A 24,293-nucleotide genomic window follows, 5' to 3' on the forward strand; every position below is an offset into this window, starting at 1 on the left:
GCACGGCGCCAACGCCAGCGCCAACCTGTACTCGCTGCTGCAGACCTGCAGTGTCAATGGCATCGACGGCTACCGCTACTTGCGCGCGCTGTTCACTGCGCTGCCCAATGCCAAGACAGCCGAAGACTACGCCGCGCTTCTGCCCTGGAACATCGACCTCAGCAACGGCTGAACCTCACCTGCTCGATTGCCTCGGGAGAGGCAAGGACGCGGTTAATTGACCGCATACAATTGGCCGAACTCCTCATGCTAAAGCGAGGTGCACCGGACTGGCTCACGATCCGAGAGTAATAGTCCGACGAACACCCCTTCGTGGCGCCGCGTCGATCAGACGTCGACGAGATGCCGGAGCAGTCCGAAGGCAACTCGCCACTTCTGCCCATCGCAGTCCAGTGTGGCCGTGTGTTGATTGACGCGCACGATCAGGCCAACGCGGTGCTGCAGATTCGTGTCGGTGAAGGTCACACGGTTGCCGACGCGGAAGTCGGCACGACCGGCGATCTCCGGTGGCGGACGCGGCTTGTCAGGTTTGACCTCCGCCGATGGAGCCGACTCACTCCCGGCCGATGTCGCGCCAGGCTCGGCGACGATCGCCCCGTAGTGCACCTTGAAGGGCTTGCTGTAGGCCGGATCATGGATGGCCACGTGGTCCCCGTGCATGCCGACGACGCGTCCCGAGTGCAGCTTCCCGTCTGCCCACTGCAGGTACTGGACCTGCTGGCCGGTGTGCAACTGCGCGCGCGCCTGGACGACGCGTCTTGGGTCGGCCAGCAGTTGCTCGATGACCCAGCTGAGCTGGTACAGCTCGGCGCTGCTCGCCATGGGCAGCTCTTCGATCAGTTTGATGCGCATGGGCACATTCTGCCGATGCCCACCGGCCTTGCGCTCAGGCTGCCAGCGGCATGTCCTTCGCGCTGGCCTCGTCCGCCCACTGGGCCGCAACCACCCACGGCAATAGCTCGTCGATGCGGTTGCTCGGGTGTTCGGCGATGCGCTCCAGGACGTGGCGCAGGTAGCGCTGCGGGTTGATCCCGTTGAGCTTGGCCGTGCCCAGCAGCGTGTACATCACCGCTGCCGTGTGGCCTCCCGCGTCCGATCCGACGTGCAGATAGTTCTTGCGACCGATCGCGACGCCGCGCAGGGCTCGCTCAGCGGTGTTGTTATGCGCGTCAATGCGTCCGTCGCCGACGAAGTTTGTCAGCGCCGTCCAGTTGCTCAAGGAATAGCCGATCGCCAAGGCCATCGGCGACTTCGCCGACACCTGCGTCAAGGTCTCGCTCATCCAGGACTTCAGTTCCTTCAACACCGGTGCCGAGCGCGTCTGGCGCATTCGCCTTCGTCGTAGCGCCGATCGGCCGTTCACTTCGGCCTCGATCTTGAACAGCTCGCCGATGCGCACCAAGCCTTCATGGGCGAGTGTTCCGGGCTGGCGCTTTTGTTTGACGTGGATGTCCCACAGTTTTCTGCGGGCATGACTCCAGCATCCAGCTTCAAGGATCCGCCCGTCCTTGTAGATCCCGTTGTACCCCGAGTAGGCATCGGTTTGAAGCACGCCGCGGTAGTGCAACAGGTGCCGCGCCGGGTGCTCGCCCTTGCGATCGGCCGAGTATTGGAACCACACCGCCGGCGCTGCCTTGTCGCCGCTCGGGCGGTCATCGCGCACATAGACCCACAGCCGACCTGTGTGCGCCCTCTAGCCCTTGCCGCCGAGCGCGCGGATCGGCGTGTCGTCGCCATGAACCTTGCCGGCCTTGAGCACGTAGCGCCCGACGGCCTCGGCCAGCGGACTCAACAGCTGGCAGCAATTGCCCACCATGTCGGTGATGGTCGAGCGACTCATCTCGACACCGTCACGGGCGTAGATCTGGCACAGCCTGTACAGCGGTACATGGTCGGCGAACTTGCTCACCACGATGTGCGTGAGCAGCCCGGCGCCAGCCAGTTGATGGCCTACGCCTCCGTGAACATCGACACTGGAGAGTTCAGCCAGGAGGCCGTCGAAGCGTTGGGGGGGCTCCTGGCCGAGTTGGCGTCAGGTGCAGCGGCGTGCATGGAACTGGCAGCCCCGTGCAGGGAGGCCACGGCAGACTTCACGGGGAGTGCTGGTGATGGCCCGCAGTAAGCCAAAGGCAGCAGCCCGGGGCGAGGCGCCTGAGCCCTCCGCGCAGGTCAGTCTCTACACGCAGGCAGCGCTGGCCGAAAACACCTGTCGCAGCTATCGGGCTGACATGCAGCACTTCAAGGCGGCTGGCGGCACGATCCCCTGCACAGCGGTTCAGCTTGCCGAGTACCTGGCCAGCCATGCGACGACCCTGGCCGTGGCCACGCTGCAGCATCGGATCATCGCCATCCATTGCGCCCACCTGGACGTCGGCCTGCCGTCACCGGCCATGGACCCGCTGGTGAAGCGCACGATGCAAGGTATCCGACGCACGCGAGGCACGGCGCAGCGGCGTGTCCGGGCGCTGGTCAAGGACGACATCATTGAACTGGTCATTGCCGCCGAGAAGCAGGCACCCTTGAAGGCCGCGCGCGACGCGGCACTGATTCTGATTGGGTTTGCCGGCGCCTTCCGGCGTTCGGAACTGGTGAGCATTCAAAGCGAGGACATCACCGACTTTCCGGATCAGGGAATCGAAATCCATATCCGGCGGACCAAGACCGAGCAGGAGCAAGGACACACCGTCTTCATCCCCTGCGCCAAGTCATCACGGTGCCCAGTGAAGGCCCTCAAGACTTGGTTGACCTTGAGCGGAATCGCAGCAGGGCCTGTTTTCCGCCGCATCAATCGACACGACCAGGTTGCCTGCGCGACAGCACTGACCTCGCAGTCGGTGGCACTGGTGCTGAAGACCGTGGTGACGGCCGCCAAGAGCGCTTTGATGCCTCAGCTCGCTCACGCGGGGATGTAAGCATCTGTTTGTCGTCACCGGTCGTGCCCCTCTGTTTGGGGATTAGTCACTCCCACAAACGTCATACCTTTTATGGACAATGCCGTTCATCAAGAAACGTTAAGACGGCCATCGAGGGAGGCCTTTTCCAATGAACCAGTCTGTCAGCCGACCGGTGCCGGAGCCGGTCGTGGGCGAAGCTTTGCCGGCAGCGCCCACCCTGAAGTCTCTGGGGGCTAACGAGCCAACGAGCGCAAATTCACCCGGTGCGCTGCAGGCCTTATCAATCCTCGCGCGACTCCACCATGTCGCCGCCGAACCGCACGCGCTGCGCCACGAACTCGGCCTCGGTGAACACGCCCCCGTCTCCCACGAAGACCTGCTGCTGGCCGCCAAACACATCGGCCTGAAGGCCAAGGCCTCGCAGAGTTCTGCCGACCGCCTGACGCTGGCCCCGCTGCCCGCGCTGGCCGTCATGAACGACGGCCGCGTCATCGTGCTGGCCCAGTGCGACGGTCGGCGGGTTCTGTTCATGGACCCATCGGCCACGACTGCCGAAGACGCCCAGGCCGCCCGTCCCACCATCGAACCGCTGGAGTTCTTCGCCGGCCAGTGGAGCGGCGAACTCATCCTCGTCACCAGCCGCGCGTCCCTAGCAGGTGCCCTCGCTAAATTCGACTTCTCTTGGTTCATCCCCAGCATCGTCAAGCACCGCCGGCTGCTCGGCGAGGTGCTGCTGGTGTCGCTCTTCCTGCAGCTCTTTGCCCTCGTCTCGCCGCTGTTCTTCCAGGTTGTGATGGACAAGGTGCTGGTGCACAAGGGCGTCACGACGCTCGACGTGATCGTCATCGGCCTGGTTGTCATCATGCTGTTCGAGAGCGCGCTGACCGTGCTGCGCTCCTACGTCTTCAGCCACACCACCAGCCGCATCGACGTGGAGCTGGGCGCACGCCTCTTCCGCCACCTGCTCAACCTGCCGCTGGCCTACTTCCAGGCGCGGCGTGTCGGCGACTCTGTCGCCCGCGTGCGCGAACTGGAGAACATCCGCCAGTTCCTCACCGGCAACGCGCTCACACTTGTGCTGGACGTCGCCTTCTCGGTGATCTTCATCGCCGTGATGTTCGCCTACAGCGTGCCGCTGACGCTGATCATGCTGGCGTCCTTACCGCTCTACCTGATCCTGAGCCTCACCATCGTTCCAGTCCTGCGCGGCCGCCTGAACGAGAAGTTCGCCCGCGGCGCCGAGAACCAGTCCCTGCTGGTGGAGACCGTCACCGGCATCCAGACCGTCAAGGCCGGCGCCCTGGAGCCGCAGATGGCTCGCCGCTGGGACGAACAGCTCGCCGCCTATGTCAGCGCCTCACTTCGCACCCAGACCCTAGCCCAGTACGGCCACGAAGGCATCAACCTCATCGGCAAGGTCATCAACGCCGCTACCCTCTGGTACGGCGCCCATCTGGTGATGCAGGGTCATCTCAGCGTCGGCATGTTCGTCGCCTTCAACATGTTCGCCGGCCGTGTGGCTCAACCCATCATGCGCATCGCGCAGATGTGGACCGACTTCCAGCAGACCGGCCTCTCCATGGAGCGCCTGGGCGACATCCTCAACACCCGCACCGAGCTCCCCCCGCAAAGCGTCAGCCCGCTCCCCCGTCTGCATGGCCGCGTTACGCTGGACAACCTCACCTTCCGCTACCGCCCCGACGCCCCGCCCGTACTGCACGGCGTCAGCCTGGACGTGAAACCCGGCGAGGTCATCGGCATCGTCGGCCGCAGCGGCTCGGGCAAGAGCACGCTCACCAAGCTCATCCAGCGTCTGTACGTGCCCGAAGCTGGCCGCGTGCAGATCGACGGCCACGACATCGCCCTCATCGACGCCGCACAACTCAGGCGCCAGGTCGGCGTCGTGCTGCAGGAAAACATGCTCTTCAACCGTAGCGTGCGCGAGAACATCGCCATCGCCGACCCGGCCGCCCCGCTGGAGGCCGTCATCCACGCCGCAAAACTGGCCGGCGCACACGAGTTCATTACCGAATTGCCCCAGGGCTACGACACCGTCGTCGGCGAACAGGGCAGCAGCCTCTCCGGCGGCCAGCGCCAGCGCATCGCCATCGCGCGAGCCCTGTTCTGCCAGCCGCGCATCCTGATATTCGACGAAGCCACTAGCGCGCTGGACTACGAGAGCGAAGCCATCATCCAGAAGAACATGCGCGCCATCTGCCAGGGCCGTACCGTCTTCATCATTGCCCACCGCCTCAGCGCCGTGCGCCACGCCCACCGCATCATCGCGATGGACAAGGGCCGCATCGTCGAGATGGGCAACCACGACCAGCTCCTCGCCAAGCCCCAGGGCCTTTACGCCCACCTCTGGCGCATGCAAGCCGGCACGGAGGGGACGGCATGAATACAACGACTGCCGCCGCCGAAGCCCCCCGCCACCCGTTCATCGAACTGCTGGCCCGCTACCGCGCCATTTTCAAGGCCGCCTGGGACCGCCGCGACGAACTCGCCGGCCCCAAGCGCATGCTCGACGAGCGCGCCTTCCTGCCCGCCGCCATCGCGCTGCAGGAGACGCCACCGCACCCAGCACCTCACCGCGCCATCATTGCCATCTGCGCCCTCTTCACCATCGCCCTGCTGTGGGCCTGCTTCGGCCAGATCGACATCGTCGCCGTGGCGCAAGGCCGGGTCGTCGTCAGCCAGCGCAGCAAGACCCTCCAGCCGTTGGAGACCAGCGTCGTCAAAGCCATCCATGTGAAGGACGGCGACAAGGTCAAGGCCGCTGACCTGCTCATCGAGCTCGACAGCACCCTCACCGCCGCCGACAGCACCCGCGTCACCGAGGAACGCAGCGCCGCCCAGTCGGAAAGCCTCAGGAGCCAGGCCCTGCTCACCGCCCTGCGCCAGGGCAGCCCACCCAGCCTGCCAGCCGCGGCACTCAAAGGCCTGACCGACGCCGACCGTGCCAGCGCCTCAATCCGATTGCAAAGCGAATGGGCCGACATCAGCGCCAAGCTGGCCAAGTTTGCGGCGGAGACTGCCCGCCGCAAGGCCGAGATCGCCACTGGCGAGCAACTGGTTGCCAAGTTGCAGACCACGCTGCCGCTGGCCCAGCAGCGCGAGAAGGACTTCAAGTCGCTGACCGAGCAGGGCTTCGTCGCCAATCACGCAGGCCAAGACCGGACCCGCGAGCGCGTCGAGCTGGAGCGCGACTTGGCCACCGCCCAGGCTCGGCTGCAGGAAGCCAAGGCGGCCCTCGCCGAGACAGAACAAGGTCTACAGGCCTACCGCGCTGAAACTCTCCGCACCCTGCAGGACCGCGAGGCGCAGGCCGGCCTCAAGGCCCGCCAGCTCGCCGAAGAAGGCACCAAGGCCGACAAGCGCAACCAGCTCACCCGCCTGACCGCCCCCGTCGCCGGCACCGTGCAGCAGCTGGCCGTGCACACCACCGGCGGTGTGGTGAAGGAAGCCGAAGTGCTGCTGGTACTGGTGCCCGACGACGCCGAGGTCACGGCCGAGGTGGTGCTGGAGAACAAGGACGTGGGCTTTGTGCGCAACGGCCAGGAAGCCGCCATCAAGCTCGAGACCTTCCCTTACACCCGCTACGGCACGGTGCAGGCCCAGGTGCAGAGCATCACCGCCGACGCCGTGCAGGACGAAAAGCGTGGCGCCATCTTTCCGGCCACCCTCGTGCTCAACCAGTCGGCCATCAACGTCGACGGCAAGCGGATCAAGCTGGCCCCGGGCATGAACCTCACCGCCGAGATCAAGACCGGCAAGCGCCGCGTCATCGACTACCTGCTCAGCCCGGTGCAGCAGCACCTGGACGAGAGCCTCAAAGAACGTTGAACCGGGAGCGCTGAACTTGCGCGTTCTCGTCATTCACCAGAACTTCCCCAGGCAGTTCCGGCACGTTGCCAAGGCCTGGTCCGAGCGGCCCGGCTGGCAGGTAGTCGGCATGGGCCGCGACACCGCACCCGGTCTGCCTGAGCTGGAGAAGACCGGCCGCCTCACGCTGATCCGCTACAAGCCACACCGCCAGGTCCACCCCAACCAGCACCACTACCTGCGCCGCATGGAAGACGCCGTGCTGCACGGCCAGGCCGTCGCGCGCGTGCTTCTCAAGCTCAAAGCCCGGGGCTTCACGCCCGACGTCATCCTCGCCCACCCTGGCTGGGGCGAGACGCTCAACGCCAAGGACGTGTTCCCGAACACCCGCCTGGTGCACTACGCCGAGTGGTTTTACAACGCACCGGCCGAAGGCAATGGGCTGGACCCGCACTGGCAAGGCGCCGACATCGGCTTCGACCCCGAGTTCCCCGTCAGCTTCGACGACCGGGCACTCATCCGTGCCTGGAATGCGCTGAACCTGCTGAACCTGGACAACTGCGACGCGGCGATCAGCCCGACGCACTGGCAGAAGGCTCAGCATCCCAAGGCCTACCTCGACAAGATCACCGTCGCCCACGAGGGCATCGACACCGAGAACCTGGGACCGGACCCGCATGCCGCCATCAAACTGTCCAGCGGCACGGTGCTCAAGGCTGGTGATCCCGTCATCACCTACGTTGCCCGCAACCTGGAGCCTTATCGCGGCTTCCATCAATTCATGCGGGCACTGCCGGCCATCCAGAAGGAACACAAGACCTGCCACACGGTCATCGTCGGTCGGTACGACGTGAGCTACGGCCGCAAGCCGGAAGGGGCGAAGAACTGGCGGGAAAAGATGCTGCAGGAGGTCGGCTCAGAACTCGATCCGACGCGCACTCACTTCCTTGGCAAGGTGCCATACGAGGCCTACAAGCGAGTGCTGCAAGTGTCGAAAAGACATCCACGCAACGAAATCCCTCATTGAATATGCTCAGAACACTGCTGCTAACTGTGCTGTGCATGGCCACACTTACGGCTTGCGATGGCCGGCCGCCAGTAGCGAACGTCCCAATGGCAGCGTCATCGCCCGTTGTAGGTACCCTCGCAGCTGCAGCCGCAAGTTCGCCGGAACGCGCCTTCGTTGGAACACTTGGCGGCATGAAGGTGAGGATTCCCTGGCACTTCGTCAGGCTGATGGAGTTCAGTGGTGAGCCTACGGATTGGAAGCGGGGGCCACAGCCTCCCGAAGCTCGCCCGCTTGGCGCGACGCGAGACATCGCCAGTTTCGGCTTCGATGTGCGATACCCGGACATGTCTGGTCTGTCGACCCCCGCACTGCAGCGCGATTACGACGGGCGCCCGTTCAAGGTGAATCCGTGGATGGGTGTGAGCATCACCAGCGGAGATCTTTATCGTCCCGGCGCGCTCGCCGCGAGGGCGATCGTGGTCCGCAAGCAGAAGTCCTATCCAACGTACTTTCAAGTGGCTTCCGATATTGACGCTATGGAAAAGTATGTCGTGCAAAGCACAAACCCGAGGACCGGTAAGCCGGCGCGGCTGGACTTCGGCAATTCTGACGTCTACCTAGCCTTTGATCGGTCCGGGCAGGTTAGCGCCATCATTGAATGCAGCAACACAGAGATCGGGCGTCAACTCTGCAGTCAAGCGTTCGTGCTCGAGCCCCACGCTAGCGTGTTTGTGGAAGTCCGATATGGACGCGACATGTTGCCCAAGTGGCAGGACATCCAGCGGCGCACCGGTGCGCTACTGCTCGGATTTCGAATCGATTAACGAATCAACAAACAAAGCCGACCTGTAGTCGGCCCAAGGAGAACGCATGCCGAAGCCATTGACGCTTGACCAGATCAACGACCTCAAACAATTGGTCCAACAAGGGGATGTAAATACCGTGATTGAGGTCTATCGAGGCCTACAGGAGTTGGGTTACGCCTATGCCGGCTGGGCGAAGGGCGTTGCTGCCGCTGACTCCGTCACCGGTGTGTCTGCGATGGACTATTTGGCCAAGTCGGCCTTCTTAGGCGTCAGCGGAGAAGGGGGCACTGTGCTGACGCAGACTCAAATTGACCGCATCCGGATGGACATGTCGCGCGCCTATCTGGATCAGTTGGCGAAGATTGCGACCGACAACAACGGCTTGGTGAACCGAGACGTTAACTTCGCCGAGACACGGGCGTTCCACGAAAAGGTCTTCGTCGACAACGGGCTGGGGATTCAGAACTGGACGCTCGATGCTCCTATGGAGCTCATTCGTCGGACGGAGGGTGAAGCCGCCGTCGAGGTGTTGTGGCAGAAGATCCGAGAAACCGAGGGCACTGGCATCGACGCTATCTACCGGAGCACCATGCTGGCCGAGACGGTGCACAGCCTGCGCGATCACCCCGACCCTGCCGTCCGCGAGATTGCCAACAACTGGCTCAACATGAACCCCGGGCTTCACGACTTGCGTCAGCTCGAGGATGCTGTGCTGGCCTTCCTGCGCGGTGCTTCGCCTGTGGATTCCAAGCCCGACTTCGGGCACGACAAGCTAAACGACTCGTTTGGTGTCCCGCTGGACGCGCGTTCGCTGGAGGCGTACCGCCAACGGCGATTGGCCCGCGATGCGGTACTCGAGACGTTGCGCAAAGAGATCGGCGCCAACTGGCGTCGCCGAATGGATCCATTGATTCTGGACCTAGATGGGGATGGCGTCGAAACGGTATCTCTCGGCGCAGGTGTCGCGTTCGACCACGCAGGAGATGGCGCGCGCGAACGAACTGGCTGGGTCGGGGCGGACGACGGCCTCTTAGCACTGGACCTCAACGGCGACGGGCGCGTCAACTCTGGCCGCGAACTCTTCGGCAACTACACGTGGCTGGACGCCCAGGGCAGTCTTGCCTCAGACGGCTTCCAGGCGCTAGCTCGCTACGATGAAAATGGAGACGGCAAGGTCGACATGCAGGACGCCATCTTCGGCCGGCTGCTACTCTGGCAGGACAAAAACCTGGATGGACTGTCGTCTGCTGACGAACTCTCCACGCTCGCAGAACGCGGCGTGAAGTCTATTCACACTGCCTATGAGACATCTAACAAGGTAGACGGCAACGACAACGAGCGTCGTCAAATAGGTCTCTATGAGACAACCGATGGACGACTGCTACAGGTGCACGACGTCTGGTTCCAGCGCGACGTCACTGAGACCGTTTCTGAATTGCCAGCAAGCGCGCTCACCGCCGTAGACTGGCTGCCCAACCTAGCAGGCATGGGCAACGTCGTCGCACTGCACGAGGTCATGGTCAAGGACGCCACGCTCCTAAGCCTAGTCGAGACGTACCTGGCAGTTACGGATGTCCAGCAGCGTCGCACGCTGACACTCGAGATTGTTTTGCGATGGACGGGGGCGCACCTCAAGGTGGACGATGTTGACACCGCGCTCGACGACCGCAAACTCTATGCACTGGGAGAGCTCCTGGGGAGGAACTGGACTGAGGGCTTTTTCGTCGGTCTCTCTGCGGCACAGGTCGATACCACGTTCGGAAAGTTTGCCGACTGGGTAGGCCAGGAGTTAGATCGCCACGTCACCTTGCGCGGCGGGGCAGACGTGCGCCTGGACACGGTGGTGACCGCCACGGGCCTGACGGTTCAGTTGGTCGGCTACGAGGCACTTCGCGCGACGGATCCTCGGGCGGCTCTGCTGCAACTTGTCAATGCGATCCGCTACCGGCCCGAAGCCCTGTCGCTTGGCTGGGACGGCATCTCGCTGCTGAAGCAAGAGCTAGCGCGCTATGGCAACGATCCCGCCATCATTGATTACCTTGCGGCCATTGGCGTGCGCACGGGCGCGCTGCCGATTTCGGGTGGAGACGGGAGGCAGAGCATCGTGCTCGGTACCGATGGCGCCGACGTTATTCTGAACAGCACCGGGTTGGACTTAGTGGTTGGAGGCAAGGGCGACGACACAATCACCGTCGGACAAGGTGACCGGGTCTTTTTCGGCGCAGGGGACGGCCACGACATCGTCCAGCTGGCCGGCGAAGGCGCGATCGAGATCATTCTCCGCGGCGGTATCAAACCGGAGATGGTGGCGGCAAGCGAGTCGCCCAACGGCACTAACGATCTGCTCCTAACGCTTGTCAGTGGTGACATGCTGACGATTAAGGACTGGTTTAACGGCACCGCCGTGCGCCTCGGCGTCGTCCGCTTCTCGGACGGCACGGCTTGGTACGGGGAAGAGATCTTCGACCGCTTGCATCAACCGACCGGTGGTAATGACACGGTCAGGGGCTCCCGCCGAGATGAGGTGCTTCGGGGGGAGGCCGGGAACGACGTGCTTCTAGGTGCCGGCGGTTACGACGTCCTGTTCGGTGGCGCGGGTCAGGACACGCTCTATGCGGGGACGGGCGTGAACTTGCTGGACGGTGGTGAGGGCAACGATGTTTTGTTGCCTGATAGAGGGTCGCGCAACGTGCACATCGGCGGGCGGGGAAACGACTCGATGGACACCAACGACAGCGCGGACGTGTACTACTTCAATCGGGGCGACGGTCAGGACACGATCAGCGACTTCGACCGCGTAGGCTCCACCGTCTCGGACGAACTGATCTTCGGACCCGGTATCGCGCCAGAGGATCTGCTCGTGCGTAGGGTGAACTTCGACATGGTGATCCGCATCAACGGCGGCGACGACATGCTCACTCTGAGGAACTGGTACTCGCAGCCCGACTACCAAATCGAGCGCATCGTCTTCGACTCAGGTGTGATCTGGCGTCCGGAGCACGTAGAAAGTCGGCGCACCTTCGGCTCCGAAGGCAACGATGTGGAAGTCGGCACGGCTGCCAGCGACTGTATTGACACCGGTGCCGGCAACGACGACGTTATGGGTTGGGGTGGCAACGACACCATTATCGGCGGCCTCGGTGATGATCGGCTGTCGGGCGACGCGGGCAGCGACCGCTTCGTGTTCGCAGGCAACTTCGGCAGCGACGTGATCAACGACGGTGTCTACCGGTACGGCGCAGTCAATTCGGCCGGCGACGTAGAGACGATCATTTTAGACCGAGGGTCCCAGGGCGTGACGCTCCGTCAGGGCGGCTATGGCAATTTGAGCCTGATGATTCTGATGAACGATTCAAGTGATCGAATCGAAGTGTCGGGCTTTTTGGATCAGGATCGCCACGACTCGATCCGCATCGAATTCGCCGACGGGGTGGTGTGGGCCGGCGACCAGATCTTGCAGCGCCTGCAAGGCACCGTGGACGGTTCTAGCGCGCCAATCATCGGCACCTCGGGCGCAGACGTACTGCTCGGCGATGCTGCGGACAACCTGCTCCGAGGCGGGCAGGGCAACGACCGCTTGGACGGCGGCGCTGGCATTGATAGCCTGAATGGCGGAAGCGGGAACGACACCTACCTGTTTGGATTTGGATCGGGTCGTGACACGATCCGGGAGACCGACGAGGGTGTCGACGATCTCGGCGTGGACACCATCATCTTCGGGCCCGGCGTACGTCCGCAGGACATCCTGCGCAGGGACACAGCCCAGGGCATCGAGTTCGTCTTTGCAAACGGTGTCGATCAGCTGAACGTGGACCAGACCGTGCTCAACGGTCGCATCGAACGCGCCGTCTTCGAGGACGGCACTGTCTGGAACCTGGTGGCCAACCCGGCCGGCGCGCGGACTGGGACCGCAGCCAGCGATGCGATGTGGGGTAGCTTTTATGACGACCTGTTCAATGGCGGCGACGGCAACGACACGCTCGACGGCGGGATCGGAAACGATGTATTGAGTGGCGGCGGAGGCGCCGACGTCTTGCACGCGGGGGGAGGAAGAGACGTCCTAGACGGGGGCGTCGGCGACGACTCCCTCTTCGGCACGGATGGCACGACCTTTGTGTTCGACCTCGACTATGGCTTCGACCAGATCTTCTCGGCCAAGTCGGGCAACGTACGCTTTGGTGCCGGAATCCGCTCGGAAGACCTGAGCTTCAGCATGGCCGATGGCGGGTGTTTGCTTATAGGAATCCCTGGTACCCGGGACGCGCTGAAAGTATATGGATGGCTGGACGTGAATAGCGGCGCGACTTCGATCAACCGGTTCGAATTCGCCGATGGCACCTTGTGGGGCGTTCAGGACATCTGGGACCGCATGCCGACGCAGGGCCGTCAGGGGATGCCGGTGCTGTACGCGCGACCGGGCGGTGGCACTTTGAGCGGTTGGGAAGGTGCCGATGATTTGAGAGGTAGCACAGCAGCGGATCACCTGCTAGGTGGGGACGGCTGGGATCAGCTGTTTGGCGGCGATGGAGATGACACGCTGGAGGGTGGAGGAGGTTATGACACGCTCGACGGTGGGGCGGGCGACGACACATATGTGTTCAACGACCGGAACTTCGGACGCGACACGATCACGAGCGGGCTGAGAGACTTGCGCAATGAAAGGAACCGGATCGTTTTTGGGCCGGGCATCCGGCCCGCGGAAGTTTCCGTCATTGGCGATAACCCCTTCCTGCCGACCAGCATGACTCGCAACCTGTACCTGGCGGTGATCGGAACGAGCAGTTCGATCAAGATCAGCGACTGGTTCGACCCCGAGCGTTGCCCGGTGCAGTCGGTAGAGTTCGCTGACGGCACCGTTTGGAGCCGGGAGGACATGCTGGAGCGCTACTACAGTCTCGAGCGCGGCGGACGGATGGGCGGCACTGATCGCAACGACCATCTAGTCGGTGACGGTTCCGACGACGAGATCGACGGCGGCGTTGGCAACGACACGCTCAAAGGCATGTGGGGCGACGACCGGCTCTATGGCGACGAGGGCGACGACGTGCTGGACGGTGGCCGCGGCCAAGATCTGCTGAGCGGCGGACTAGGCGACGACACTTACGTCTTCGAGCGGGGATACGGCGTCGACACCATCATGGACGTCGACCGCGCAAATGGCAGCCACGACCGGATCCTGCTTGGTGAGGGTATCTTGCCGGACTTGCTGCGCGTCACGCGCGACGATGCCTACTTGGTGCTCACCGTGCCCGACAGCGGTGACCAGCTGCGCATCCTGTGGTATCCGCAGGCGGGCTTTCGCATCGAGGAACTCCGCTTCTTTGACGGCACGGTCTGGGCGGCTGATGAACTGGAGGCGCGGGCGCTGGCGTACATTCGGCTGACCGGCACGTTGGGCGCGGACAGCATGTCGGGCAGTGCCCACGGCGAGCTGCTGTTCGGCCTGGACGGGAACGACGTGATATTCGGTCTTGGCGGTGAGGACACTTTGGACGGCGGCGCGGGCAATGACACGCTCGACGGTGGCAGCGGCGCGGATCGCCTGATTGGCGGTGATGGCGATGACGTTTATCGCGTAGACGACGCCGGCGACGTGGTCGTCGAGGCGGCCGGTGGCGGTCGTGATCGCGTCGAGTCGACTCAGTCCGTCACGCTGTTTGACCATGTCGAGGAGGTGCAGCTGCTAGGACTGGCAGACAGCTATGCCATCGGCAACGCCGAGAACAACCTGCTGCGCGGCAACGCTGGCAACAACGTCCTGTCGGGCGGGCTCGGAGCCGACGTTTATTCGTTCGGCAGGGGCTGGGGCAACGACCGAATTGACGAGTTAGGTTACGGATTCGGTCTGGGGCCCGAGGACGACGGTGAGATCGACGAGATTCGATTCGATGGGGACATCTCGCCGGACGACCTCGACATCATGTTCGACCGCGCTACAGGCGGGCTGGCGATTGGTCTTAGGGGATCGACGGACTGGCTCTCAGTGAGCGGCTTCATCGAGGGCGTCGGTACGGTGGAACGAATCCGCTTCGCCGACGACACGGTACTGGATCGAGAAGCTTTGATGCAGAAGATCCGTACCCGGATTGGGACCGACACGGACGAAGTGTTTTACTCCCCCTACTTCGGCGGCATTCTTGACGGCCGCGGCGGGAACGACCAGCTATACGGCGACGTAGGTAACGATCAGCTGTTCGGAGGCGATGGCTTCGACCAACTCTACGGCGGAGAAGGCGACGACCTGCTGGACGGCGGCGCGGACGGCGACCTGATGATGGGCGGCTGGGGCGACGACGTCTACATCGTCGACCACGTTGACGATGCCGTGGTCGAGTATCAGAACGGTGGGGCCGACACGGTACGCTCGTCGGTGAGCTGGGCACTGAGCAACGACGTCGAACACCTGCAACTCACGGGTACAGCGGCCATCGATGGCACCGGCAATGGCCTGGCCAACACCCTCATCGGCAACGCGGCCACCAACATCCTCAACGGCGGTACCGGGAACGATACCCTGGATGGTGGCGGGGGCGCTGACACCATGATTGGCGGCGCGGGCGACGACACGTTCATCGTAGACGACGCTGGCGATGTGGTCACAGAAGTGGCGAACGGAGGCACGGATCTAGTCAAGTCCCCGCTTAGTTGGACTCTGGGTGCTAACGTGGAGAACCTGACGCTCACTGGTTCTGCCGCCATCAACGGCGCGGGCAACACGTTGGCCAATAAGCTGACAGGCAATGCGGCGAACAACGTCCTTGACGGTGGCGCTGGTAGTGACACGCTGCTCGGTGGCTTGGGTGACGACATCTACATCATCGACTCCACGAGCGATGTGGTGACCGAGAACGCCGGTGAAGGCACGGACACCATCCAGACTGCCATCACGCTGTCGTCGCTCGCCGCCAATGTCGAGAACTTGACGCTGACCGGTACAGGTTCGGTGAACGCGACGGGCAACACGCTCAACAACGTGCTGGCGGGTAACTCCGGTGCGAACCGCCTCAATGGCGGCGCGGGTGCCGACACCATGATCGGCGGTGCCGGCAACGATACCTACGTGGTGGACAACGCCGGCGACGTGATTACGGAGGTTGCCGGCGGCGGGACGGATGCCGTTGAAGCAAGCATTAGCTATACGCTGGCTGCTGAGGTTGAAAACCTGACGCTCACCGGCACCACCGCCATCAATGGCACCGGCAATGCACTCGCCAACAGCCTGACCGGCAACAGCGCGGATAACCGCCTGGATGGCGGTGCCGGGGCAGACACCATGACGGGCGGTGCGGGCAACGACACCTACGTGATCGACAACGTCGGTGACAGCGTCGTCGAGGCGGCCAGCGCCGGCACCGACACGGTCGAAGCCAGCATCACTTACACACTGGGCACCAATGTCGAGAACCTGACGCTGACCGGCACGGCAGCCATCAACGGCACGGGCAATTCGGTGGCAAACAAGCTGATCGGCAATAGCGGAGACAACGTGCTGAACGGCGGCGCAGGCAACGACACCATGCTGGGTGGCGCCGGCAACGACACATACGTCGTGGACGTGGCCACCGATGTGGTCACCGAGAACGCCAACGAGGGCACGGACACCGTGCAAAGCGGTGTCACGTGGACCCTGGGCGCGAACCTGGAGAACCTGACACTCACCGGCACCACAGCCATTAATGGCACAGGCAACACGTTGGACAACGTCCTCACGGGCAACAGCGCGGCCAACAACCTCAATGGCGGCGCTGGTAACGACACCCTTGACGGCGGTGCCGGCACTGACACTCTGGTGGGCGGCGCTGGCAATGACACCTATTTCGTGGACGTGGCGACCGACGTCATTACTGAAAACGCCAACGAAGGCATCGACACCGTCAAGAGCGCCGTGACCTGGACGCTCAGCACCAACCTGGAGAACCTGACGCTCACCGGCACGACCGCCATCAATGGCACAGGCAACGCCAGCGACAACGTGCTCATCGGCAACAGCGCGAACAACACCCTCACGGGTGGGGCGGGCAATGACACGCTGGACGGTGGCGCGGGGACCGATTCGCTGATCGGTGGTACGGGTAACGACAGTTACTACGTCGATGCCAGCACCGACGTAGTCACCGAGAACGCCAACGAGGGCACCGACACGGTGTATGCCGGGGTCACCTGGACCTTGGGGAACAACTTGGAGAACTTGACCCTGACGGGGACGGCAGCCCTCAATGGTACGGGTAACGCGCTGGACAACCTGCTGACTGGCAACGCCGGCAACAACACGCTGACGGGCGGAGCCGGTAATGACACGCTGGATGGTGGCGCCGGAAACGACACCCTGAATGGCGGCCTGGGTGCGGACACCTATCTGTTCGGCCTGCGCTACGGCTCGGACCTCATCATCGATAGCGACTCCACCGCCAACGTCAAAGACGTCGTGAAGTTCGGCGCCGGTATCGCCCAGAGCGATATCCGGTTCACCCAGAGCGGCAACTCGCTGGTCGCCACCATCAAGAGCACGTCGGAGTCCTTGACGATCCAGGATTGGTACCTGAGTGCCAACAACAGGATCGAAGAGTTCCGCTTCAACGACGGCACGGTGTTGACCAGCGTGCAGGCCCAGGCGCTCGTCGGTGCGATGGCGGCCTTCAATCCGTCAGGGGCCGCAGTGGCGATGGTGCGCGAACCAATGGGGCAAGGTGTGGATCGGATCATGGCGTCCGCCATCGCCTGATGACGACCTCGCCCGTTGAAACCTCGCAGCGGTCAACACCGCTGCATCGGTATCGGCGGTTGAACCAGGGCAATCCGGCGCCCTGGTTTCAGCAGCGCTATACCAGCAATCCGAATTTCGTCTTCGACACGGTCGCCGGCAGGTACATCGTGCTGTGCTTCTTCGGCAGCGCGGGCGACGAGGTCGGCCGCACGGCGGTCAAGTTCGCCTTCCAGCATCGCGCGCTGTTCGATGATGCCCATATCTCCTTCTTCGGGGTGAGCTTCGATGCGCGCGACGAGACCGAGCGCCGGGTCATGGTGTCGCTCCCCGGCATCCGCCATTCCGGGACACCGATGGGCGGGTTGGCAGGTTGTATGGAGCTCTGCCGCTGGAGGCCGAAGGCTCGGTCAAATCAGTGCGGTATCTGTGGGTGGTCCTGGACCCGGAGCTCAACGTCAAGGCCGTCGTCCCCATGCGGCCAGACGGCGGCGACCGGGTCGAACTGCTGGACCTGCTCGGCGCGCTGCCGCCGGTGCCTTTCTACGCGGGCGTCGACATGCACGCGCCGGTCATCATCCTTCCCGACGTACTTGAGCAGGACTTGTGCCGACAGTTGATCCAAGCCTACGACCGTCACGGCGGCGAGGTTTCGGGCTTCATGCGCGAGGTCAACGGCAAAACCGTCGGTGTGTATGACGATGCCCACAAACGCCGGCGTGACTACCAGATCGATGATCCGCAACTCCAGCAGGCGCTGCAACGCTGTGTACAGGCGAGGGTGGCGCCAGCCATCCGCAAGGCCCATTGCTTCGAGGCTACCCGGATGGAGCGCTACATCGTCGGTTGCTAGACAGCGAGAACAGTGGGCATTTCCGCGCCCATCGGGACAACACGACGCGAGGCACGGCGCATCGCCGGTTTGCGCTGTCGGTCAATCTGAACAATGACTTCGACGGCGGAGAGCTGTGCTTCCCGGAGTACGCACCGCGCACGTACAAGATGCCCGCCGGGTCGGCCATCGTGTTTTCGGGCAGCCTGCTGCATTCCGTCTCGCCGGTGCGACGTGGCCGCCGCTATGCATTCCTGCCGTTCCTCTATGACGACGCTGCGGCGGCACGCCGTTCCGGCGCAGTGAGGCGTTCAGTGTGCGGTTCATGTGCAGCGGATCCAAGCCAAGCGTCGTTTGAGGCATGGCCGCCATCGTGCCGCTCAGCTTTGCAGTTGAGCTGTGCTGTTCGCGAACACCCGAGCGAGGCGTCCTCCGTCTGTTCGCTGACGATCCACTTATTCGCGCGCGAAGCGGTCCAAACCCTCGAGCAGCCGTGAGCGAAGGCGGGGCTCGTCAAGTCGATGGAGCCACCACGCGAGAGCCCGACCTTCGCCGCCTCGCCAACCCAAGTACAGCGTATTCGGCTCGCGAGGTGCTGCGGTCTCGCAGGAGACAAGTTCGCCTCGGGCCAACAGAGATGCAATCCGCGCCTCGGGTAGCCAGCCGACGCCCAAGCCGGCGCGCTGCGCTTCGATCTTTGCGGCCATGTTGGGCACGGCGAGCGTGGGTTGGCCCTCAGCGTGGCCGTAGGCTCGACCGTCGCCGTGGTGGGAGCTGTCAGCAACGACGATGGCCCGGTGCTCACGGAGTTGCTCCGCCGTGAGCGGGCCTCGAAGCTTCCCCAACGGGTGGCGCGGCGCGACGGCGTACACCCAGCTCATGGTGCCCATCTCGCGCCACTGCAGGCCTGCCAGTGGTGGCGGCTCGTTCGTGGCACCGATCACCAGGTCCGCTCGCCCCTCGGCCAAGGCTTCCCATGTGCCTCCCAGCACCTCGTGGGTGACGCGAAGCCTCACGCCGGATTCGAGCGCGTCGAAGTCACGGATGACGGGCAGCAGTGAGCTGAACTCGATGATCTCGTCGGTGACGATCCAGAGTCGGTCCTCCCAGCCCCGAGCCACCTGCGCGACCCGGCGGGTCAGCCGCTGCATGTCGTCTCGCAGGCGGACCGCTTCACGCACCAGCAGCGCGCCCGCGGTGGTGAGCTGCAGGCGGTAGCGGCGGCGATCAAAGAGCAGGGCGTCGAAGCGCCCCTCGATCTGCCGCAGCGTGTACGACACCGTGGACGGCGCCTTGCCGAGGTGCGCCGCAGCGCGCGACAGGCTGCCGCTGTCGCGGATGGCTTCCATCAACTGGATCTCGTCGTCGCTAAGCATGTTCGAAAACCTCGAACGGGTCGCCCAAGGGCGCCGGACGTCAAAAGTAGGTTGGGCGCCGAGTATCGAGTCCACGGCAGTACCGCCGCATCGACCGACTCGAAAGGATTCTCATGACCCGCTTCACGCAAAAGACCGTCCTCGTCACCGGCGGCACTTCCGGCATCGGCCTGGCCGCGGCCCGCGCTTTCAAGGCCGAAGGCGCGCACGTCATCGTCACCGCCCGTCCGGGCAAGCAGATGGACAGCGAAGGCTTCGAGCTGGTCCCGCTGGACGCCTCAGATGTGCTCGGCGCCCGCGCGCTCGGCGCGCATCTTGCTGCTGCCGGGCGCCAACTGGACGCCGTCTTTGTCAATGCCGGCATCGCCGAGTTCGCCTCTCTGGCTGACGCGAGCGAAGATCTGTGGAATCGCACCTTCGACACCAATGCCAAGGGCGCGTTCTTCCTGATCCAGGCGTTGCGGCCCGTGCTGGCGCGCGGAGCGTCCATCGTGCTGAATGGCTCGATCAACGCGCGCATCGGTATGCCGAATTCGGCCATCTACGCTGCAAGCAAGGCCGCGCTGATCTCCCTGGCGAAGACGTTGTCGGCGGAGCTGCTGCCGCAGGGCGCTCGCGTCAATGTCGTCAGCCCTGGGCCCGTTCACACGCCGCTGTATGGCAAGCTTGGCTTCGATGCCGAGACGCTGAAGACCGTAGCCGCGCAGATCCAAAGCCAGGTACCGCTCGGCCGCTTCGGCACGCCGGAGGAGATCGCCTCGACCGTGCTGCACCTCAGCGCCCCGGAGTCGGCGTTCATCGTGGGCACCGAAGTGATTGCCGATGGCGGCATGAGCCAGCTCTGAATCTCAGAATGCACTCTTGACCACGCCACCATCGACGCGGAGTGCCGCGCCGGTGGTGGCGGACGCCAGCGGGCTGGCCACATAGGCGACGAGGGACGCCACCTCCTGCGGGGTGCCGAAGCGCTTGATAAGCGACGTGGGCCGCACTTTGTCGAAGAACTCGGCCTCGACCTGCTCGAACGTCTTGCCGGCGGCGTGGGCCATGTCCTGCACGAAGTCGCCCACCCCTCGCGATTTTGTCGGCCCGGGCAGTACGCTGTTGACCGTGATGCCTGTGCCGGCAACGGATTCGGCCAACCCACGCGAGACGGCAAGTTGGGCGGTCTTGCTCACGCCGTAGTGAATCATCTCCGTGGGAATCTGCACGGCGCTTTCACTGGAGATGAAGATGATGCGTCCCCAATTGGCGCGCTTCATTGCGGGCAGCATCAGACGGGCCAGCCGCACGCCGCTCAGCACGTTGACGTCGAAGAAGCGCATCCAGTCCTCGTCGGGAATGTCTTCGAAGGCCTTCGGCTCGAAAATGCCGAGGTTGTTGACGAGGATCTCGATGCCCGTACGCTGGCGCACGAGTTCCTCGGCCGCCGCCGCGCGACTGAGGTCGCCCGCGTAGCCTTCGATGGTGCCGCCGGTGTCCGAGCGCATCCGCTCGACGGCCTCGTCGACCGCGGCCTGTGTGCGCCCGTTGACGATGACACGGGCGCCTTCATGCGCCAGCGTGCGCGCGATGGCGTAGCCGATGCCGGCCGTACTGCCGCTGACCAGGGCAAGCTTGCCCTCGAGTTTCAGATCCATGTTGACTCTCCTCAGGAAGTGGCTGGGTGCGCCGGATGGCCGACGCTTCGGATCAGGTTCACCGGCGTGAACGGCAGGCTCGCGCCATCGCACGTCTCGTCATGACTCAGCGGCGCCTCGAAGGCCGCACATTGCCGGTTGCCGGCGGGGTCCTCGAGGCCTGGATGTGTCACCAGCCGGTGCTGGCCCAGAGTCCAGGGCTGCGACGGCCTGAAGCGCCACGTTGAGTCGCCATCGTTGAGGGTGGTGGTACCGGCAACGCGGCGCCCCTGGCTGTCCAGCACGGCGATGAGCCGCTCGCCGACGGAACTGATCGGCGTTCTCAGGTCAACGGACAGCGTGTCCCGTGTGCCGCTGCGTGGCGGGCGAACGCGCCACTGCCTGGGACGCAGCGGCTGCGACGCGGCGGCAGTGACCCGCCAGGACTTGACCGTAGGTGGCTCGTGCGCATCGCGGCCCGCGACGCGCAGGCTGATGGTGGCACCTTCCTTCAGGGCGCGCCCTGCTGCCAGGTTGGGCCCGACGCCGGACTTCACACGTCCCGGGTCGAGCAGGACGGTGATTCGCCGACCGTCCGCGTCGGGCAATGCGACGTCGAGCAGCGCGTGCCGGATTTCCTGGCCATCGGCATCGAGCAGCATCAGCCGCTCGACGTCGAAGGGCAGCGCCTGAGGTCGGTCGAAGCGCAACTCGAACCTCAGCAAGTTCTCCGGCACCTCAGCGCCGGCGGGGTGGATGTCCACGGAAGCGGCGCGGGCGAGGGATGCCGCTGCCAGGCTCGCGATCGCCATGACCCGGCAAAGGCGTTTCATGGCTTGGCGGGCGGCGCCAGGTCGGCATAGCCCTCGTCAATGCGCAGCGTGCGGTGTACGCCGCTCCACTGGTCGTTCTCCGGGTACTTGAAGTCCGCGAAGTCGTACTCGTTGACGAAGTCGCTCAGCCGCAGGAACAAGCCTTTGCGCATGGATACCAGCTCCATGGCTCCGCTCGCCTCGTTACGGCGCAGTGCGGCGAAGAAGGTGGCGTCCTGGTTGTCGATCTGGGCCACGCGCATCGGGATGTACGTGGACTTGAGGCCCAGCGTCGGCTCGGCCGGCCATTTGATCGGCGTGGAGAGGCCTGGCTTCGCGGACGCGTCGGCGATGTCGGCGACAGACACCAAGTCGGCGGACTTGTGCGAATGCGTCAGCAGCACCATCGGCCCTTGCCCGGCGTCGAACATCACCATACCGGCCGGCGCGCTTCCCCAGCCGAACTCTGCCACTGTCTTCGCTGCGATGTGGGCCCCGTCCTTCAGGTCCTTCAGGGGAATGGTGACCAACGGAGAGCAGGTGAAGGCTGCGACCAGCGTTGGCTCGCCGTTCAGGTTCGTGATCACCATCTTGCGGATGGGTGCGCGGGTTTCCAGCTGGTTGTGCACCGGGTGGTACATCTCGACGCTGCTGACAGCGGCACCGCCTTTGAAGGGGAAGTCGAAGACGCGCAGCGTCGACGCGAACGTCGCGTTGGACAGCCCGGCCACGTAGAGCTTGCCGTCGTGGAACTTCATGTCGGTCACGGTGAGGCTAGCGGCCTGCGTGTCGCGCCAAAGTTTCTTGTCGGCAGCGGGCAGGTTGCCGATAGCGACTGACTCGCGCTTGCTGCGTTCCATGTCGACCCGGCCCACTTTGCCCGCAGCGTCGACGGAGACGAGCACCGGCTTGTGCGGGGTGCCCGCGGTGCCTCCGTCGACCGACAGCGTGATGTAGGCGACCTCGCTGCCCGGCCGGACGGCCATGTCCTCGAAGCGCAGCCGTTCCGGGCGGGTGTGCAACGCAGTGGCGATGGCGCCCGACACATCCTTCAAATTGAACGGCGTCGGCGTGCGGGAGGTCACCGGCGGCAAGGTGAGGGTATGCAACTGGCCGGCGCGCCAGTCCGCGATGACCACAGTGTTCTCATCGACGAAGGTCATCTTGCCGGCGGATTCCACGGGGGCGCCGAAGGCCTGTGCTGCGTGCAGTGCCAGGGCCAGCACGGTGCATCGCAGTGCTCGGGCGCGCGGGCGGCGTACCGGTAGGGGAAGGGACTGTGGACTCATGACGTTGCTCCTCAAAGGGTGAGCACACTGTCAGTGGACGAGGGCCGTGTGCCCACTCCCGGTCGGACCAGGCGCGCTTCTCTCCTTTGGGGCATGCAGCAGCTAGCGGGGCCGTCAAGACTGACGAGCCACTCAGTCCAGGAGCACCCCATGCCGCATTCAACTTCCACACGGGCCGACGCGCCGCGTTGGCAACGCTGGGCCGGCCCGCTGGCCCTGTCCGTGCTGCTGATGGCGGGGCTGCCCTGCCAGGCGGACACAGCTGTGCCCGTGTTTCCCGAGAGCTTCGCGGTTCGCGACCTCGAAGGCGAGGGCGCCACACTCCATGTGCGTATCGGCGGCCAGGGCCGTGCAGCGGTGGTCCTGCTGCACGGCTTTGGCGAAACCGGCGACATGTGGGCGCCGTTGGCGGCCCGATTGGCGGAGCGCTTCACCGTCATTATTCCGGACCTGCGGGGCATGGGCCTGTCGGCGCGGCCCGAGGGCGGCTATGACAAGAAGACGCAGGCCCGCCAGCTCGCGGCGGTGCTGGACGGCCTGGGCGTCGGGCCTGTGGCGCTGGTCACCCACGACATTGGAAACATGGTGGGCTATGCGTTTGCGGCGCAGTACCCGGGCCGCGTGACTCGATTTGCCATCATCGATGCGCCACTGCCCGGCATCGAGCCGTGGACCGAGATCGCTCGACGTCATGCGGTGTGGCATTGGTCGTTCTGGGGCGCGGACGCCGAGCGCCTCGTGGCCGGCCGTGAGCGCATCTACCTGGATCGCTTCTGGAACGAGTTCGCGGCCCCGGGGAACCGCTACCCGGAGAGCTGGCGTGGGCACTACGCGGCTCTTTACGGCCAGCCCGGCGCCATGCGCGCGGCGTTCGAGCAGTTCAAGGCCTTCGACCAGGATGCCGTCGACAACCGCGCGTTCGCCGCCAAGGCCAAGCTCTCGATGCCGGTGCTGGCGGTCGGCGGCGGGCGGTCCTACGGCACGACGATGGCCGCGGTGATGAGGAACGTGGCCGACGATGTCACGGAGGAGGTCATCGCCGGCGCGGGCCACTGGGTGCTGGAAGAGCGCCCCGCCGAGCTCATTGCAGCGGTGCGCCGTTTCCTCGAAGTGTCGCCGTTGCGCTGATC

18 protein-coding genes and 1 pseudogene are annotated in these 24,293 nt (G+C 64.4%); 11 read left to right on the top strand and 8 right to left on the bottom strand.

Going from position 1 to position 24,293, the window contains the following annotated elements; translation table 11 throughout:
- Positions 1-172, top strand: a 172-nt coding sequence (locus tag LXT13_RS19235) for a transposase domain-containing protein (protein ID WP_233373987.1), incomplete at its 5' end; no start/stop codon positions are given.
- 155 nt (positions 173-327) lie between these two features.
- Here the strand turns inward: LXT13_RS19235 and LXT13_RS19240 are convergent.
- The 3 genes and pseudogenes from LXT13_RS19240 to tnpC all read right to left on the bottom strand — a co-directional run.
- On the bottom strand, positions 328-852 hold the full coding sequence (locus tag LXT13_RS19240) for a hypothetical protein (RefSeq protein ID WP_233373588.1): 525 nt from the start codon (positions 850-852) through the stop codon (positions 328-330).
- Between the two features lie 34 nt (positions 853-886).
- Complete coding sequence (locus LXT13_RS19245) at positions 887-1,066, bottom strand: transposase domain-containing protein (protein WP_233373988.1); 180 nt, start codon at positions 1,064-1,066, stop codon at positions 887-889.
- Positions 1,049-1,912, bottom strand: a pseudogene (tnpC, locus tag LXT13_RS19250) (IS66 family transposase); the annotation flags it as partial. The gene LXT13_RS19245 and the pseudogene tnpC, both read right to left, overlap by 18 nt.
- A gap of 196 nt (positions 1,913-2,108) precedes the next feature.
- Here tnpC and LXT13_RS19255 point away from each other — a divergent pair.
- From LXT13_RS19255 to LXT13_RS19280, 6 genes are all read left to right on the top strand, one after another.
- Complete coding sequence (locus LXT13_RS19255; protein WP_233373589.1) at positions 2,109-2,912, top strand: site-specific integrase; 804 nt, start codon at positions 2,109-2,111, stop codon at positions 2,910-2,912.
- 130 nt (positions 2,913-3,042) lie between these two features.
- Complete coding sequence (locus tag LXT13_RS19260) at positions 3,043-5,295, top strand: type I secretion system permease/ATPase (protein WP_233373590.1); 2,253 nt, start codon at positions 3,043-3,045, stop codon at positions 5,293-5,295.
- Positions 5,292-6,740 carry an HlyD family type I secretion periplasmic adaptor subunit gene (locus tag LXT13_RS19265; protein WP_233373591.1) on the top strand — a complete coding sequence of 483 codons (1,449 nt, stop codon included), beginning with the start codon at positions 5,292-5,294 and terminating at the stop codon, positions 6,738-6,740. The genes LXT13_RS19260 and LXT13_RS19265 overlap by 4 nt, the downstream gene beginning before the upstream one ends.
- A 16-nt stretch (positions 6,741-6,756) precedes the next feature.
- Positions 6,757-7,746: a glycosyltransferase family protein gene (locus LXT13_RS19270; protein ID WP_233373592.1), complete on the top strand. Its 990-nt coding sequence runs from the start codon at positions 6,757-6,759 to the stop codon at positions 7,744-7,746.
- Between the two features lie 173 nt (positions 7,747-7,919).
- The gene (locus LXT13_RS19275) at positions 7,920-8,552 is read left to right on the top strand and encodes a hypothetical protein (RefSeq protein WP_233373593.1); all 633 of its coding nucleotides are present in this window, start codon (positions 7,920-7,922) and stop codon (positions 8,550-8,552) included.
- Between the two features lie 46 nt (positions 8,553-8,598).
- Positions 8,599-17,256, top strand: a complete 8,658-nt coding sequence (locus LXT13_RS19280) for a calcium-binding protein (RefSeq protein WP_233373594.1) — start codon at positions 8,599-8,601, stop codon at positions 17,254-17,256.
- 32 nt (positions 17,257-17,288) lie between these two features.
- Here the strand turns inward: LXT13_RS19280 and LXT13_RS19285 are convergent, their stop codons facing one another.
- The gene (locus LXT13_RS19285) at positions 17,289-17,498 is read right to left on the bottom strand and encodes a hypothetical protein (protein ID WP_233373595.1); all 210 of its coding nucleotides are present in this window, start codon (positions 17,496-17,498) and stop codon (positions 17,289-17,291) included.
- 155 nt (positions 17,499-17,653) lie between these two features.
- On the opposite strand from LXT13_RS19285, the gene LXT13_RS19290 reads away from it, so the two are divergent.
- The gene (locus LXT13_RS19290) at positions 17,654-18,088 is read left to right on the top strand and encodes a hypothetical protein (RefSeq protein ID WP_233373596.1); all 435 of its coding nucleotides are present in this window, start codon (positions 17,654-17,656) and stop codon (positions 18,086-18,088) included.
- On the top strand, positions 18,082-18,564 hold the full coding sequence (locus tag LXT13_RS28990) for a 2OG-Fe(II) oxygenase (RefSeq protein ID WP_419964690.1): 483 nt from the start codon (positions 18,082-18,084) through the stop codon (positions 18,562-18,564). Before LXT13_RS19290 ends, LXT13_RS28990 begins: the two co-directional genes overlap by 7 nt.
- On the opposite strand, the gene LXT13_RS19295 is transcribed toward LXT13_RS28990, so the two are convergent.
- Positions 18,523-19,443 carry a LysR family transcriptional regulator gene (locus tag LXT13_RS19295; RefSeq protein WP_233373597.1) on the bottom strand — a complete coding sequence of 307 codons (921 nt, stop codon included), beginning with the start codon at positions 19,441-19,443 and terminating at the stop codon, positions 18,523-18,525. The genes LXT13_RS28990 and LXT13_RS19295 overlap by 42 nt on opposite strands.
- Before the next feature lie 113 nt (positions 19,444-19,556).
- On the opposite strand from LXT13_RS19295, the gene LXT13_RS19300 reads away from it, so the two are divergent.
- Positions 19,557-20,288, top strand: coding sequence for an SDR family oxidoreductase (locus LXT13_RS19300; protein WP_233373598.1), 732 nt, complete (start codon positions 19,557-19,559; stop codon positions 20,286-20,288).
- Between the two features lie 3 nt (positions 20,289-20,291).
- Here LXT13_RS19300 and LXT13_RS19305 read toward each other — a convergent pair whose 3' ends face one another.
- The 3 genes from LXT13_RS19305 to LXT13_RS19315 are packed head-to-tail and all read right to left on the bottom strand — an operon-like array spanning position 20,292 to position 23,163.
- A complete protein-coding gene (locus tag LXT13_RS19305; protein WP_233373599.1) occupies positions 20,292-21,083 on the bottom strand; it encodes an SDR family NAD(P)-dependent oxidoreductase in 792 nt (263 codons plus the stop codon).
- 11 nt (positions 21,084-21,094) lie between these two features.
- Positions 21,095-21,895 carry a hypothetical protein gene (locus LXT13_RS19310; RefSeq protein ID WP_233373600.1) on the bottom strand — a complete coding sequence of 267 codons (801 nt, stop codon included), beginning with the start codon at positions 21,893-21,895 and terminating at the stop codon, positions 21,095-21,097.
- Complete coding sequence (locus tag LXT13_RS19315) at positions 21,892-23,163, bottom strand: hypothetical protein (protein WP_233373601.1); 1,272 nt, start codon at positions 23,161-23,163, stop codon at positions 21,892-21,894. The genes LXT13_RS19310 and LXT13_RS19315 overlap by 4 nt, the downstream gene beginning before the upstream one ends.
- A 150-nt stretch (positions 23,164-23,313) precedes the next feature.
- Between LXT13_RS19315 and LXT13_RS19320 the strand changes: the two genes are divergently transcribed.
- Positions 23,314-24,291 carry an alpha/beta fold hydrolase gene (locus LXT13_RS19320; RefSeq protein WP_233373602.1) on the top strand — a complete coding sequence of 326 codons (978 nt, stop codon included), beginning with the start codon at positions 23,314-23,316 and terminating at the stop codon, positions 24,289-24,291.
- Positions 24,292-24,293 lie beyond the last annotated feature (2 nt).

It is taken from the genome of Pelomonas cellulosilytica, assembly GCF_021353265.1.
GTDB lineage: Bacteria > Pseudomonadota > Gammaproteobacteria > Burkholderiales > Burkholderiaceae_C > Pelomonas > Pelomonas cellulosilytica.

Bases quoted from the DNA above. Each gene is read 5' to 3' on its own strand.
- LXT13_RS19285 (WP_233373595.1), bottom strand. From the start codon at position 17,498: ATGGGCATCATCGAACAGCGCGCGATGCTGGAAGGCGAACTTGACCGC.
- LXT13_RS19315 (WP_233373601.1), bottom strand. From the start codon at position 23,163: ATGAGTCCACAGTCCCTTCCCCTACCGGTACGCCGCCCGCGCGCCCGA.
- LXT13_RS19255 (WP_233373589.1), top strand. From the start codon at position 2,109: ATGGCCCGCAGTAAGCCAAAGGCAGCAGCCCGGGGCGAGGCGCCTGAG.
- LXT13_RS19240 (WP_233373588.1), bottom strand. From the start codon at position 852: ATGCGCATCAAACTGATCGAAGAGCTGCCCATGGCGAGCAGCGCCGAG.
- LXT13_RS19280 (WP_233373594.1), top strand. From the start codon at position 8,599: ATGCCGAAGCCATTGACGCTTGACCAGATCAACGACCTCAAACAATTG.
- LXT13_RS19245 (WP_233373988.1), bottom strand. From the start codon at position 1,066: ATGTACACGCTGCTGGGCACGGCCAAGCTCAACGGGATCAACCCGCAG.
- LXT13_RS19300 (WP_233373598.1), top strand. From the start codon at position 19,557: ATGACCCGCTTCACGCAAAAGACCGTCCTCGTCACCGGCGGCACTTCC.
- LXT13_RS19320 (WP_233373602.1), top strand. From the start codon at position 23,314: ATGCCGCATTCAACTTCCACACGGGCCGACGCGCCGCGTTGGCAACGC.
- LXT13_RS19305 (WP_233373599.1), bottom strand. From the start codon at position 21,083: ATGGATCTGAAACTCGAGGGCAAGCTTGCCCTGGTCAGCGGCAGTACG.
- LXT13_RS19260 (WP_233373590.1), top strand. From the start codon at position 3,043: ATGAACCAGTCTGTCAGCCGACCGGTGCCGGAGCCGGTCGTGGGCGAA.
- LXT13_RS19265 (WP_233373591.1), top strand. From the start codon at position 5,292: ATGAATACAACGACTGCCGCCGCCGAAGCCCCCCGCCACCCGTTCATC.
- LXT13_RS19310 (WP_233373600.1), bottom strand. From the start codon at position 21,895: ATGAAACGCCTTTGCCGGGTCATGGCGATCGCGAGCCTGGCAGCGGCA.
- LXT13_RS19275 (WP_233373593.1), top strand. From the start codon at position 7,920: ATGAAGGTGAGGATTCCCTGGCACTTCGTCAGGCTGATGGAGTTCAGT.
- LXT13_RS19295 (WP_233373597.1), bottom strand. From the start codon at position 19,443: ATGCTTAGCGACGACGAGATCCAGTTGATGGAAGCCATCCGCGACAGC.